Here is a 12,288-nt window from a genome sequence, read left to right as displayed (position 1 = left end):
CGAGGGGGGTGGAGACCGGTACGCCATTTTGCTGCCGTGACCGCCAAACAGTCTCAAAAGCAAACTCATATAAGTAAGTTAACACTTACCAACTTCCGTAACTATGCGGCTCTGTCGATCGACCTAGCGCCAGGCGCCGTGGTGCTTTCCGGCGACAATGGCGCCGGCAAGACCAATCTCCTGGAAGCGGTTTCACTGCTAACGCCGGGCCGCGGCCTGCGCCGCGCGCCTTATGCCGACGTGGCGCGCGAAGGCGGCGATGGCGGCTTTGCCCTGCACGCCCGGATCGAAGGGGCGGAAGGCGAGGTTGAAATTGGCACCGGCATTGCGGGTGGCGACAATGCCGGCGAAGGCGGCAGACGGGTGCGGATCAATGGCGCGCCGGCACGATCGGCCGAGGACATGCTGGAATGGCTGCGCGTCGTCTGGCTGACACCGGCGATGGACGGCCTGTTCCCGGGACCGGCCGCCGACCGCCGGCGCTTTCTCGACCGGCTGGTGCTGGCGATCGACCCCGGTCATGGCCAGCGCGCGCTCGACTATGAAAAGGCCATGCGCGGCCGTAACCGTTTGCTTACGGAAGGATCGCGCGACGGCGCCTGGTTCGATGCGATCGAGACGCAGATGGCCGAGACCGGCGTGGCGATTGCCGCTGCCAGGGCTGAGCTGGTGCGCCTGCTCGCCGCCATGATCGACAGGCTGCCCGATAGCGGCCCATTCCCGCAGGCAGACATTGGCCTCTCCGGCGAATTGGAGGAGCAGGTGGCCACGACGCCTGCCGTCGATGTCGAGGAGCGTTTCCGGGCCGCACTTGCCGGCGGCCGCGACCGCGACCGCGCCGCGGGGCGCACGCTGGAAGGGCCGCACCGTTGCGACCTCGTCGTGCGGCACCGGCCCAAGGCGATGCCGGCCGAACTTTGCTCGACCGGCGAGCAGAAGGCGCTGCTGGTCGGCATCGTGCTTTCGCATGCAAGGCTGACCGGTGAGATGTCGGGCATGACGCCGATCCTGCTGCTCGACGAGATCGCGGCGCATCTCGACAGCGGCCGGCGCGCGGCACTGTTCTCGATCCTGGAAGAACTCAACTGTCAGGCCTTCATGACCGGAACCGATGCGGCGCTGTTTTCCAGTCTCGCTGGACGTGCGCAGTTCCTGACGGTCGATCACGGCACGGTTGGGCCAACCGAAGGACCCTGACAAGATTTTCCGGCCGCTATAAGGTCCGGCAATGACCACCGCCGCCCTCACCGACGAAGAACTCGAGCGCTATGCCCGCCACATCGTGCTGCCCGAAATCGGCGGCGCTGGCCAGCAGAGGCTGAAGCGGGCGCGCGTGCTGGTCATTGGCGCCGGTGGACTGGGTGCGCCGGTGCTGGAATATCTCGCCGCCGCCGGCGTCGGCACGCTCGGCATCGTCGACGACGACGATGTCTCTCTGTCCAACCTGCAACGGCAGGTGATCCATGACACAGATACGATCGGCATGGCGAAAACCGACAGCGCCAAGGTGGCCATCGCGCGCATCAACCCCAATGTCGCGGTGGAACTGCACAGGCTCAGGCTGACGACTGACAACGCCCCTGCGCTTGTCGCCCGCTACGACATGGTCGTCGATGGCTCCGACAATTTCGAAACGCGCTACGCGGTTGCCGACGCCTGCGCGGCGGAAAAACGGGCGCTGGTGCACGCCGCCGTCGGCCGCTTCGACGGTTCGCTGACGGTGCTGAAGCCGTTCGAGACCGGCGCGGACGGCAGGCCGAATCCGGGCTACCGCGATCTTTTCCCGGAGATACCGCCGCCGGGCCTGGTGCCGTCCTGCGCCGTGGCCGGCGTGGTCGGCGCGCTGACCGGCGTCATCGGTACGCTGCAGGCGATGGAGGCGATCAAGCTGATCACCGGCATTGGTGAACCGCTGGTCGGGCGTCTGCTGCTTTACGATGCGCTGTCGGCGCGCTTCGACACCATCCGCTACAAGAGAAGCTGACCGCATGGACCAGATGGACCAGTCCACAGGTGTTCTCGTTACGCAGCTTGCGCCCGATTTCGAGCGCTGGGACGAGTTGCTCACGCTTATCCTGCGCGCCTTCGCCTACATGGACGGCATCATCGATCCGCCATCCTCGGCGCATCTGCTGACCGCCGAAAGGCTGAAGGACAAGGCCCGGCAGGAGACGGGTTTTTTGGCGCTAGAGGCCCGCCAAATCGTCGGCTGCATCTTCGTCCTGGAGCGGGCTGATGATTTCTATGTCGGCAAGCTCGCCGTCGAGCCGGGTCTTCAGGGGCAAGGCGTCGGCAGGCGGCTGATGCTGGCCGCCGAGCATCTGGCGCTGAGCCGTGGCAAGAACGCCATCGAGTTGCAGACACGCATCGAGCTCAGCGCAAATCACGCCGCCTTCTCCCGGCTCGGCTTTCGCGAAACCGGACGCACGGCGCATACGGGTTATGACCGGCCGACTTCGATCACAATGCGCAAGGTGCTTTCGTGAGCCTCGCCCTCAGTCCGGACGAACAGGCCATCGCCTCCGGCAAGGACGGCGCGGCGATGGCGATGCGCATCGTCGCCGACAGCGCCCGCCTGCTCGGTGCGCCGCGGCTGATCCCGATCGCCTCCGCGCATATAGACGGGGCGCTCTATCACGGCGATTCCGGCACGCTGTTCGCCGAAAAGCTGGTCGAGGGCGGTGCCCGGGTTTGTGTTCGCTCGACGCTCAATGTCGGGGCTCTCGACCTGATGGGCTGCTCGCGCATCCGCCTCGAAGAGCCGGCGCGCGGCATGGCGCGGCGGATGATGGAGGCCTACCGCAAGCTCGGCTGCGAGCAGAGCTGGACCTGCGCGCCCTACCAGGCCGGGCACCGGCCGGCACTGGGAAGCGATGTCGCTTGGGGCGAATCCAACGCCGTTGTGTTCTGCAATTCGGTGCTGGGTGCGCGCACCAACCGCTACGGCGACTTCCTCGACATCGCTTGCGCGATATCGGGCCGCGCACCGGACTACGGCTTGCACCGCACCGAGAACCGGCGGGCACGGCTGGTGTTCGATGTCGCGGGGCTCTCGGCGCCTTTCCTTGGCTCCGAGATCGCCTGGCCGGTGCTGGGCAGCCTCTATGGCCGCGAGGTCGGCAACACCGTCGGTGTCGTCATCGGCGTGCCGAGCCATCCCGGTGAAGACGCGCTGAAGGCGTTCGGCGCCGCCGCCGCCTCATCCGGCGCGGTTGGCCTTTTCCACATTGCCGGCGTGACGCCCGAGGCGCCCGACGCCGAAATCATCCTGGCAGGTGCGGCGCCGGAAACGGTGATCCGCGTCACGCCGGAGATGGCGGCTAGGGCGCGCGCGGGCCTGTCGACGGCAACCAGGCCGAAAGCCATCGATGCGGTGGCGATCGGCAGCCCGCATCTGTCGCTCGCCGAGTTCGATATGCTGGAGCGACTTATCGGCGGACGGCGGCTGAGCGTGCCAGTTTATGCCTGCACCGGACGCCATGTCCTTTCAAGCCTTGAACAGACCGGCCGTCGCAAGAGGCTCGAAGCAAGCGGAGTGATCATCGTCGCCGACACCTGTGTGGTGGTGACGCCGATCATGCCCGAGCTCGAGGGTGGCATACTGATGACCAATTCGGGAAAATTCGCCCACTACGCACCGGGCAATACCGGTTACGCCGTGCTTTACGGCTCGCTGACGGACTGCGTCGAAAGCGCGGTGCTCGGTAAGCCCACATTTACGGATATCGCCGCATGAGCGCGATGGCCGAGATTCTGGTGCCGGGCCAGGCCGGCGAAGGCGAGGCGCTGGTGCTGACGGCGCCGATCAGCTTCTGGGGCGGCGTCGATCCGAAGACCGGCCGCATCGCCGACGTCCGCCATCCGCAGCATGGGCAGAACCTAGCGGGGCGCGTGCTGTTCCTGCCGGGCACGATCGGCTCGTCCTCGGCATCCGCCGTGCTGCTGGAACTCGTCCACAACTGCCACGCGCCGGCGGCGATCGTGCTGCACGAGCCGGACGCGATCCTGCTGCTTGGGCTGATCGTGGCCAGGGAAATGGGCTGGGAGACGCCGATGGCGCTGCGGCTCGGGCGCGATGTCTTCGAGACCTATCGCGGAAGCACGGTGACGGTCGCCGGCGACGGCGCGCTCGCCATCGCCGACTGACCGCGATCTATGTTCGCAGCGGCAACACACGGTCCGGCGGGCGATGGCCGTCGAAGAAGGCGCGGATGTTGATGATCACCTTCTCGCCCATGTCGATGCGGCCCTCGAGCGTCGCCGAGCCCATATGCGGCAAGAGAACGACCTTGCCCTTGCCGGCGAGTTTCAGCAATTTCGAGTTCAGCGCCGGCTCGTGCTCGTAGACGTCGAGCGCAGCGCCAGCGATCTTGCCGTCATGGATCAGCTTGATCAGCGATTCCTCGTCGATGATGTCGCCGCGCGCGGTGTTGACGATGTAAGCCGACGGTTGCATCAGCGCCAGCCTTCGCGCCGACAGCAGGTGGAAGGTCGCCGGCGTCGACGGGCAATTGACCGAGATGATGTCCATGCGGGCCAGCATCTGGTCTAGGCTTTCCCAATAGGTCGCCTCCAACTCGTCTTCCACGGCCGGCAGCACGCGGTGGCGGTTGTGATAGTGGATCGACAGGCCGAAGGCCTTGGCGCGCCTGGCGACGGCGGTGCCGATGCGGCCCATGCCGACAATGCCGAGCCGCTTGCCCCAGATGCGCCGGCCGAGCATCCAGGTCGGCGACCAGCCGGCCCATTTCTTGTCGCCGGTCAGCACGTTGGCGCCTTCCGCCAGGCGCCGCGGCACCGCCAGCATCAGCGCCATGGTCATGTCGGCCGTATCCTCGGTCAGCACGTTCGGCGTGTTGGTGACGGTGATGCCCTTCTTGGCCGCCGCCTCCACATCGATCTTGTCGACGCCGTTGCCGAAATTGGCGATCAGCTTGAGATTGTCGCCGGCCTGGGCGATCAGCGCCGCGTCGATATTGTCGGTAATCGTCGGCACCAGGACGTCGGCCTCCTTGATCGCCGCGACCAGCTCAGGCTGTGTCATCGGCCTGTCCTCGACATTCAGCCGGGCGTCGAACAGTTCGCGCATGCGGGTTTCGACAGGGTCGGGCAGCTTGCGCGTGATGACGACGAGGGGCCTTTTCTTGCCTGCCATTGTTTCCTCGAACCCGATCTCGTTGAGACCTCTTTAACCAAGACAGGCGAAAATCGGAGCCGGTCGCGGTGCCTGCCACTCTGTAACAAGCGGTGCCGCCGAAGACAAAGAAAAAGGGGCGCCGGTGCCGACGGGCAAGCGCCGAAAGGAATGAAAGTGTCTGGTTTCGCGTCGCTCCGCCTGGCCTTCAGCGCAGCAGTCCTCGGCGCCCTCCTTTGTCCCCCGCAAACGGTGGCGCAGAGCGCCGCGGCCCCGGCGCAGACGATCACGCTCGGGCCGAGCGGCCTGCCGCTGCCGCGTTTCGTCAGCCTGAAATCGGGGCGCGTCAACGCGCGCGTCGGCCCCGGCGCCAACTACTCCGTCAACTGGATGTACATGAAGGCCGGGCTGCCGATGGAAATCATCCAGGAATTCGATACCTGGCGCCGCGTGCGCGATGCCGACGGTTCGGAAGGCTGGATCAACCAGTCGCTGCTGTCGGGCCGCCGCACGGCGATCGTCGCGCCTTGGCAGCGCGGCAAGGGCGGCCGAATCAACCTGCTTGACGACAAGGACAAGGACGCCGGCGTGGTGGCCATCATCGAGCCGGGCGTCATGGGGTCGATCAAGACCTGCGACGGCCAGTGGTGCGAGATGACCTTCGACGGCCACACCGGCTGGCTCCCCCAATCGGTCGTCTGGGGCGCCTATCCGGGCGAACACGTCAAGAACTGAGGTTGCTTGTCTGGACCATGATCTTATCCGAACCGTAGGTCAGCGTAGCAAAACCGGTGGTCTAGCGGCCGATGCGGCCGAGATGGGTGTCCTGAAAACCGCTCGAGAGTTTGAGGCCGTAACCCAGCGCGCGGTCGACGGCGATGTGGGTGATCCAGGTCAGAGCAATCGCGGTCGCCATCGGATTGGCAAAGACGTATCCGGCAAGCGCCAGCGGCAGCGGGACAATCAGAATGTGCAGAGAGGCGACGGCGCCGACGCGTGGCCCGGCGAAATAGCCCAGCATCGACAGGTCAGGAGCCAGGATGAGCAAGGCAAACAGCCACCATGAGACACCGGCCATCGCGTAGAAAACGAGCGCAACCCCTGCAACGGCAACCCATTCGAGCCGGACTACCAGATCGACTGGTCTCATCGAGCGCGGATCAATCGCGGCGTTTCGGGCGCAGCCTCACCACGATGTCGACGTTGGCGATCTCCATGCCTTCCGGTGGGTCGGGCAGGTTGGAAACCGTCACCGGACCGCTGGCGATGTCGAAGATGCGGTTTTCGCCTTCGATATAGAAATGATGGTGATCGGAGGTGTTGGTGTCGAAATAGGTCTTCGAGCCCTCGACGGCCAGGATGCGCAGCAGGCCCGCCTGGGTAAACTGGTGAAGGGCATTGTAGACGGTGGCAAGCGAGACCGGCACGCCGGCGGCGATCGCCTCTTCGTGCAGTTCCTCGGCCGATAGATGGCGATCGCCCTTGGCGAACAGCAGATCGGCCAGCGCGATACGCTGGCGTGTCGGCCTTAGACCGGCTTCGCGAACCCGCTTGTCCACAGCGACATTATCCTTCCGGCAGCCCTGATCCATCCTATCCGTCGAAACTCGCGGTTCGGCCCCAAAAACCCGCCCAGAATGGCGAAAAAACGGCATCGGCCGAAACTGGACAGCTCCTGACATATATTCTGTCGGCCGAATTCGATCAATAGAGCAACATGCGCGCAGATATCCCGGTGCGCATTGACCCCGGCAGGCGGGCGGGTTAAGCGCAGACGCCGGTTTCCGGCCATAAACAGACTGTGTTAGGAAACCAACGACAAAGGGCGCCCTGCCGCCCAGGACGATCACGGGGACGAAATTGATGGCAGGTTCGAAGTCCAGCTACGATTACGAGGAACTGCTTGCCTGCGCCCGCGGCGAGCTGTTCGGACCGGGAAATGCGCAGCTGCCCTATCCGCCGATGCTGATGTTCGACCGCATCACCGAGATCAGCGAAACCGGCGGCGCATTCGACAAGGGCTTCATCCGCGCCGAATTCGACATCAAGCCGGACCTGTGGTTTTTCGCCTGCCATTTCATCGGCAACCCGATCATGCCGGGCTGCCTCGGCCTCGATGCGATGTGGCAGTTGACTGGCTTCTACCTCGGCTGGCTCGGTGAGCCCGGCAAGGGGATGGCGCTGTCGACCGGTGAGGTCAAATTCAAAGGCATGGTGACGCCGTCGGTCAAGAAGGTCGAGTACGGCATCGATTTCAAGCGCGTGATGCGCGGCCGGCTGGTGCTCGGCATCGCCGATGGCTGGCTCAAGGCGGATGGCGAACCCATATACGCGGCAACGGACCTGAAAGTGGGTCTGTCAAAGCAGTCGGCGGTCGCCTGATCGCCACCGGACACTTTGGAAGGAGCAGCCCATGAGACGGGTCGTAGTGACAGGCCTCGGCATCGTGTCGTCGATCGGCAACAATGCCAATGAGGTGCAGGCCTCGCTCCATGATGCCAAGTCCGGCATCAGCTTCTCGGATTCTTTCGCCGAACATGGCTTCCGCTGTCAGGTCTGGGGTGCGCCGTCGCTCGACCCGTCGGCGATTATCGACCGGCGCGCCATGCGCTTCCTGTCGCAAGGCGCGGCCTGGAACCACGTCGCCATGGACCAGGCGATCGCGGACGCCGGCCTTGGCGAGAGCGACATCACCAATGAGCGCACCGGCATCGTCATGGGCTCGGGCGGACCATCGACGCGCACCATCGTCGAGGCGGCCGAAACGACGCTCAAGAACGGCAGCCCCAAGCGCATCGGCCCGTTCGCGGTGCCGAAGGCGATGTCGTCGACCGCGTCGGCGACTTTAGCCACCTGGTTCAAGATCCACGGCGTCAACTATTCGATCTCGTCTGCCTGCTCGACCTCGGCGCACTGCATCGGCAATGGCTACGAGCTGATCCAGTGGGGCAAGCAGGACATGGTCTTTGCCGGCGGCCACGAGGATCTCGACTGGACGATGTCGGACCTGTTCGACGCCATGGGCGCCATGTCGTCGAAGTTCAACGAAAGGGCGTCGGCCGCTTCACGCGCCTATGACGTCAATCGCGACGGTTTCGTCATTGCCGGCGGCGCCGGCGTGCTGGTGCTGGAAGAGCTCGAGCACGCCAAGGCGCGCGGCGCCAAGATCTATGCCGAGATCGTCGGCTACGGCGCGACCTCGGATGGCTACGACATGGTGGCGCCCTCGGGCGAAGGGGCGGTGCGCTGCATGCGCCAGGCGCTGGCCACGGTTTCCTCGCCGGTCGACTACATCAACACGCACGGCACCTCGACGCCGGTCGGCGATTCCAAGGAGATGGGCGCCATCCGCGAAGTGTTCGGCGACAAGATGCCTTTCATCACCTCGACCAAGTCGCTGACCGGCCATTCGCTGGGCGCGGCCGGCGTGCAGGAATCGATCTACTCGATCCTGATGATGCAGGGCGGCTTCATCGGCGAAAGCGCCCATATCGAAGAACTCGATCCGGAATTCGAAGGCATGCCGATCGTACGCAAGCGCATCGACAACGCCAGGATCGATACCGTTTTGTCCAATTCGTTCGGTTTCGGTGGCACCAACGCAACGCTGATTTTCCAGCGCTATTCCGCATAAGGATTGCCAGCAATGGACGGATTGATGAAGGGCAAGCGCGGGCTTGTCATGGGTGTCGCCAACGATCATTCGATCGCCTGGGGCATCGCCCAGAAATTGTCCGAGCACGGTGCCGAACTCGCCTTCACCTATCAGGGCGATGCCTTTGGCCGCCGGGTCAGGCCGCTCGCCGACCGGCTTGGCGCGGCGCTGGTCGTGCCCTGCGATGTCGAGGACAGCGCTTCGGTCGCCGCCACCTTCGAGACGCTCGGCAAGGAATGGGGCGGTCTCGACTTCGTCGTCCATGCCATCGGCTTTTCCGACAAGAACGAGCTGAAGGGCCTTTATGCCGACACCAGCCGTGACAATTTCGTCCGCACCATGGTCATCTCCTGCTATTCCTTCACCGAGATCGCCCGGCACGCCGCCGCGCTGATGAAGGATGGCGGCTCGATGATCACGCTGACCTATGCCGGCTCGGTGCGGGTCATGCCGAACTACAATGTGATGGGCGTCGCCAAAGCCGGGCTTGAGGCCAGCGTGCGCTATCTCGCCAACGACTACGGTCCGCGCGGTATCAGGGTGAATGGCATATCGGCGGGACCGGTCCGCACACTGGCCGGCGCCGGGATTTCGGACGCGCGCCACATGTTTTCCTACCAGCAGCGCAATTCGCCGCTGCGCCGCACTGTGACCATCGACGAGGTCGGCGGTTCAGCGCTGTACCTGCTGTCCGATCTGTCTTCCGGCGTCACCGGCGAAATCCACTATGTCGATTCCGGCTATCACATCGTTTCCATGCCGACGCTCGATGAGCTGAAGCAGAGCGATGGTCGGGAATAGTCTGCGATCGGAAGAATAATTCCTGTCCGGTAAAATTGGACGCAATGGCGGAAACCCATTTTAAGGGGATATCCGCTAGAAGTCCCGTAACTTAGGGACCCGCATGCCTGCTGTCAGCAACCCGAAGCGCACACCGTTGTTCCGGCTGATCACCATTGCCAGCTCGGGCATGGGCAGTTTCATCCTCGGTATCTGGGGCCTGAAGTTCGGTTTCGGCGACGGCCTTGCCGGCATGCCGGCCTCGACGATGGTCGCCGTCATGGCCACGCTTTGCGCGCTGGCCGCCGCAGGCGCCGCGCTGTCCTTCTTCGCCGGCGTCGATGAATCGGCGGATTACGTCTTCAACGAAACCAATTTCGACAAGCTGACCGGCCTGCTGACGCGCCCAGCCATGGTCGGCAAGATCGCGGACGCGGCGTCGGCGACGATCCGCAGCGGCGAACCGGTCTTTCTCATCGACATCGACATCGACCGTTTCAAGCAGATCAACGACGCCATCGGCTACAGCCACGGCGACGAGCTTATCCGCGCCTTTTCCCAGCGATTGAAGACCAGCATGCCGGAAGGTTCGGTGATCGGGCGCATCGGCGCCGGCGAGTTCGCGGTGCTGTTGCCGGATCGCGAGATCAAGGGATCCGTGGAACGGATCATCGAGAAGCTCATCGACGAGATGGTGGAGCCCTACCAGCTCGATACCCATCTGCAATCGGTCAGCCTGTCGGTCGGCATCGTGGCGATGCCGAAGGATGGCGTCGATCCTGTCCTGGTGCTTCGCCGCTCCAACCTGGCGCTGCAGAACGCACGCGCCGGAGGGGTGGGCAACTGGTCGGTCTTCCATGCCGACATGGGTCGGGTCGCCGACCATCGGCAATGGATCGAATCCGAGCTGCATACCGCATTCGAGCGGGGCGATTTCGATCTCCACTACCAGCCGCAGCTCGACCTGCCGAGCGGCCGCATCATCGGCTACGAGGCGCTGATCCGCTGGAAGCACCCGGAACGCGGCATGATCCCGCCGATGGAGTTCATCCCGATCGCGGAAGAAACCGGCATGATCAACCCGATCGGCGAGTGGGTGTTGCGCAAGGCGTGCAACGACGCCCGCCATCTGCCCGAGGACTGCTTCGTCGCCGTCAACATCTCGCCGGTCCAGTTCATGACCAAGGATTTCGTCGGCATCGTGCGCGAGACGATGGCAAGCACCGGCATCAAGCCGTCACGGCTGGAGCTGGAAGTCACCGAGACGGCGATGATGCAGGACCGAGAACGCGCCGCCATCATCCTGCGGGAACTCGCCGACATGGGCATCTCGGTCGCCGTCGACGATTTCGGCACCGGCTACTCCAATCTGAGCTACCTGATCGATTTCTCGTTCGGCAAGCTTAAGATCGACCGTTCCTTCGTCAGCCGCATCGACACGGATTCCAATTCGGGCGCCGTCGTCTCGACCATTGTCGGGCTCTCGCGGGCGCTCGGCGTCGGCATCATCGCGGAAGGTGTCGAAACCGAGAGCCAGGCGACGCTGCTCAGGGCGGCCGGCTGCGAGGTGGTGCAAGGCTATCTGTTCGGCCGGCCGGCGCCGCTCAAGATCGGGCCCGAGGCGCAGCTCATCCACGTCAAGAGCGAAGCGCGCATCGTCAGCGTGCATTAAGCCAAAACCTGCCCGTCACCGGCGCGCCGAGAAAACCTTGAACATGCCGTCGCGGGCAATCTCCGCATGGCTTGAAAACGCCTTCGCCAGAACCGGCTCGTAGGGAAGCTGCCGGTTCGCCACCATGAACAGCCTGCCGCCCAGCTTCAGCGCCTTGGCCGCTGCTTGGATCATGCCGGCACCGATCTCCGGCTCGGCCGCCCGGCTGCGGTGAAAGGGCGGGTTCATGACAATCGCGTCATAGCGGCGTTCGACCGGCTCGCTGAGCAGGTCGGTCCAGAAGAAGCGCGTCTCGGCTGCCGTGTTGCCGATGTTGCCCTTCGCTGCTTCCAGCGAGGCGAAGTCCGCCTCGTAGAGATCGAGCCCCGATAGGCCTGGCGAGCGTGCTGCCACCTCCGCCGCCACATAGCCCCAGCCGGCGCAGAAATCGGCTATGATGCCACGCAAGTCGTTGGGAAGGTTTTCCACCAGCAATCTGGAACCGGCGTCGACCTTGTCGAAGGAGAACATGCCGGGCGCGGTGCGAAAGCGATTTTCCACCACAAGGTCTGGATTGGCGGCGCGCAGCGCCGACGCGGCGCTGCTATCGGCCGGTCGGGCGAACCAGAAGGCGATGCCGTGATGTTTCGGCAGATGGCCATCAAGCGGCGCAAACTCGTCGATGCGCTTGCGCAGGCTGGCGATGCCGTCCTCCTTGCCGCCGGCGACGACGATCAATCCGCCCGCCGCGACACGTTCGATCGCCTCGGCAATGCGCAATTCGCTTTGCCCGCGATGACGCCCGGCAAGCACCAGTGCGGCGTCGAAGCCGTCACCTTCGGCTTGCGGCGTGACATTGAAGCCCGATGCCTGCAAGGCGCGGAAATGCGGCCGGAAGCCCTGCACGAGGTGAAGCTCTGCATCGAATCCCGAAGGCAAGCGGAAACCGGGCTCCGCACCGAGAAAAAGGACACGACCGCCCTTTCGCGGCAGGGCGACGGCGTCGACCTCATAGGGATGGAATAGCGTCTTCAGCGGTTCTGCGGCCATTCTGGTGCCTTGTAAAAA

Annotated in this window: 14 protein-coding genes; 10 read left to right on the top strand and 4 right to left on the bottom strand. The window is 64.4% G+C overall.

What is annotated here, in order from left to right; all coding sequences use genetic code 11:
• Nucleotides 1–36 precede the first annotated feature (36 nt).
• From recF to D3227_RS15975, 5 genes are read left to right on the top strand one after another with little or no spacing between them, the layout of a single operon-like run.
• The gene (gene recF / locus D3227_RS15995) at nt 37–1,197 is read left to right on the top strand and encodes a DNA replication/repair protein RecF (protein WP_120015066.1); all 1,161 of its coding nucleotides are present in this window, start codon (nt 37–39) and stop codon (nt 1,195–1,197) included.
• A 31-nt stretch (nt 1,198–1,228) separates the two neighbouring features.
• Nucleotides 1,229–1,984: a molybdopterin-synthase adenylyltransferase MoeB gene (locus D3227_RS15990; RefSeq protein ID WP_120015065.1), complete on the top strand. Its 756-nt coding sequence runs from the start codon at nt 1,229–1,231 to the stop codon at nt 1,982–1,984.
• 13 nt (nt 1,985–1,997) lie between these two features.
• Complete coding sequence (locus tag D3227_RS15985) at nt 1,998–2,486, top strand: GNAT family N-acetyltransferase (RefSeq protein WP_120015154.1); 489 nt, start codon at nt 1,998–2,000, stop codon at nt 2,484–2,486.
• Complete coding sequence (locus D3227_RS15980; protein WP_120015064.1) at nt 2,483–3,736, top strand: aconitase X; 1,254 nt, start codon at nt 2,483–2,485, stop codon at nt 3,734–3,736. Before D3227_RS15985 ends, D3227_RS15980 begins: the two co-directional genes overlap by 4 nt.
• Entirely contained in the window at nt 3,733–4,146 is a 414-nt protein-coding gene (locus tag D3227_RS15975; protein WP_120015063.1) for an aconitase X swivel domain-containing protein, read from the top strand. The genes D3227_RS15980 and D3227_RS15975 overlap by 4 nt, the downstream gene beginning before the upstream one ends.
• 7 nt (nt 4,147–4,153) lie before the next feature.
• Here the strand turns inward: D3227_RS15975 and D3227_RS15970 are convergent, their stop codons facing one another.
• The gene (locus tag D3227_RS15970; RefSeq protein WP_120015062.1) at nt 4,154–5,155 is read right to left on the bottom strand and encodes a 2-hydroxyacid dehydrogenase; all 1,002 of its coding nucleotides are present in this window, start codon (nt 5,153–5,155) and stop codon (nt 4,154–4,156) included.
• A 156-nt stretch (nt 5,156–5,311) separates the two neighbouring features.
• On the opposite strand from D3227_RS15970, the gene D3227_RS15965 reads away from it, so the two are divergent.
• Entirely contained in the window at nt 5,312–5,869 is a 558-nt protein-coding gene (locus D3227_RS15965) for an SH3 domain-containing protein (protein WP_120015153.1), read from the top strand.
• A gap of 61 nt (nt 5,870–5,930) precedes the next feature.
• Here the strand turns inward: D3227_RS15965 and D3227_RS15960 are convergent, their stop codons facing one another.
• Nucleotides 5,931–6,284, bottom strand: a complete 354-nt coding sequence (locus tag D3227_RS15960; protein WP_120015061.1) for a DUF4260 domain-containing protein — start codon at nt 6,282–6,284, stop codon at nt 5,931–5,933.
• Between the two features lie 10 nt (nt 6,285–6,294).
• The gene (gene irrA / locus D3227_RS15955) at nt 6,295–6,726 is read right to left on the bottom strand and encodes an iron response transcriptional regulator IrrA (protein ID WP_040582976.1); all 432 of its coding nucleotides are present in this window, start codon (nt 6,724–6,726) and stop codon (nt 6,295–6,297) included.
• Between the two features lie 271 nt (nt 6,727–6,997).
• Here irrA and fabA point away from each other — a divergent pair, with 271 nt between their 5' ends.
• The 4 genes from fabA (at nt 6,998) to D3227_RS15935 (ending at nt 11,241) form a co-directional block, all read left to right on the top strand.
• A complete protein-coding gene (gene fabA / locus D3227_RS15950) occupies nt 6,998–7,516 on the top strand; it encodes a 3-hydroxyacyl-[acyl-carrier-protein] dehydratase FabA (RefSeq protein WP_006202935.1) in 519 nt (172 codons plus the stop codon).
• A gap of 31 nt (nt 7,517–7,547) precedes the next feature.
• Nucleotides 7,548–8,768 (top strand): beta-ketoacyl-ACP synthase I, encoded by a 1,221-nt coding sequence (gene fabB / locus D3227_RS15945; protein ID WP_120015060.1) that lies wholly within the window; start codon nt 7,548–7,550, stop codon nt 8,766–8,768.
• A 12-nt stretch (nt 8,769–8,780) separates the two neighbouring features.
• Nucleotides 8,781–9,590 (top strand): enoyl-ACP reductase FabI, encoded by an 810-nt coding sequence (gene fabI, locus D3227_RS15940; RefSeq protein ID WP_120015059.1) that lies wholly within the window; start codon nt 8,781–8,783, stop codon nt 9,588–9,590.
• A 103-nt stretch (nt 9,591–9,693) separates the two neighbouring features.
• Complete coding sequence (locus tag D3227_RS15935; RefSeq protein WP_120015058.1) at nt 9,694–11,241, top strand: putative bifunctional diguanylate cyclase/phosphodiesterase; 1,548 nt, start codon at nt 9,694–9,696, stop codon at nt 11,239–11,241.
• A 15-nt stretch (nt 11,242–11,256) separates the two neighbouring features.
• Here D3227_RS15935 and D3227_RS15930 read toward each other — a convergent pair whose 3' ends face one another.
• The gene (locus tag D3227_RS15930; protein WP_120015057.1) at nt 11,257–12,270 is read right to left on the bottom strand and encodes a class I SAM-dependent methyltransferase; all 1,014 of its coding nucleotides are present in this window, start codon (nt 12,268–12,270) and stop codon (nt 11,257–11,259) included.
• Nucleotides 12,271–12,288: the final 18 nt, after the last annotated feature.

The organism is Mesorhizobium waimense, assembly GCF_003601975.1.
GTDB lineage: Bacteria > Pseudomonadota > Alphaproteobacteria > Rhizobiales > Rhizobiaceae > Mesorhizobium > Mesorhizobium waimense.
This window is presented reverse-complemented; position numbering and strand designations above follow the sequence as displayed.

Coding starts and splice junctions, on each gene's coding strand:
- D3227_RS15990 (WP_120015065.1), top strand. CDS start 1,229: ATGACCACCGCCGCCCTCACCGACGAAGAACTCGAGCGCTATGCCCGC.
- D3227_RS15985 (WP_120015154.1), top strand. CDS start 1,998: ATGGACCAGTCCACAGGTGTTCTCGTTACGCAGCTTGCGCCCGATTTC.
- D3227_RS15975 (WP_120015063.1), top strand. CDS start 3,733: ATGAGCGCGATGGCCGAGATTCTGGTGCCGGGCCAGGCCGGCGAAGGC.
- D3227_RS15970 (WP_120015062.1), bottom strand. CDS start 5,155: ATGGCAGGCAAGAAAAGGCCCCTCGTCGTCATCACGCGCAAGCTGCCC.
- D3227_RS15960 (WP_120015061.1), bottom strand. CDS start 6,284: ATGAGACCAGTCGATCTGGTAGTCCGGCTCGAATGGGTTGCCGTTGCA.
- irrA (WP_040582976.1), bottom strand. CDS start 6,726: ATGGATCAGGGCTGCCGGAAGGATAATGTCGCTGTGGACAAGCGGGTT.
- fabA (WP_006202935.1), top strand. CDS start 6,998: ATGGCAGGTTCGAAGTCCAGCTACGATTACGAGGAACTGCTTGCCTGC.
- fabB (WP_120015060.1), top strand. CDS start 7,548: ATGAGACGGGTCGTAGTGACAGGCCTCGGCATCGTGTCGTCGATCGGC.
- fabI (WP_120015059.1), top strand. CDS start 8,781: ATGGACGGATTGATGAAGGGCAAGCGCGGGCTTGTCATGGGTGTCGCC.
- D3227_RS15935 (WP_120015058.1), top strand. CDS start 9,694: ATGCCTGCTGTCAGCAACCCGAAGCGCACACCGTTGTTCCGGCTGATC.
- D3227_RS15930 (WP_120015057.1), bottom strand. CDS start 12,270: ATGGCCGCAGAACCGCTGAAGACGCTATTCCATCCCTATGAGGTCGAC.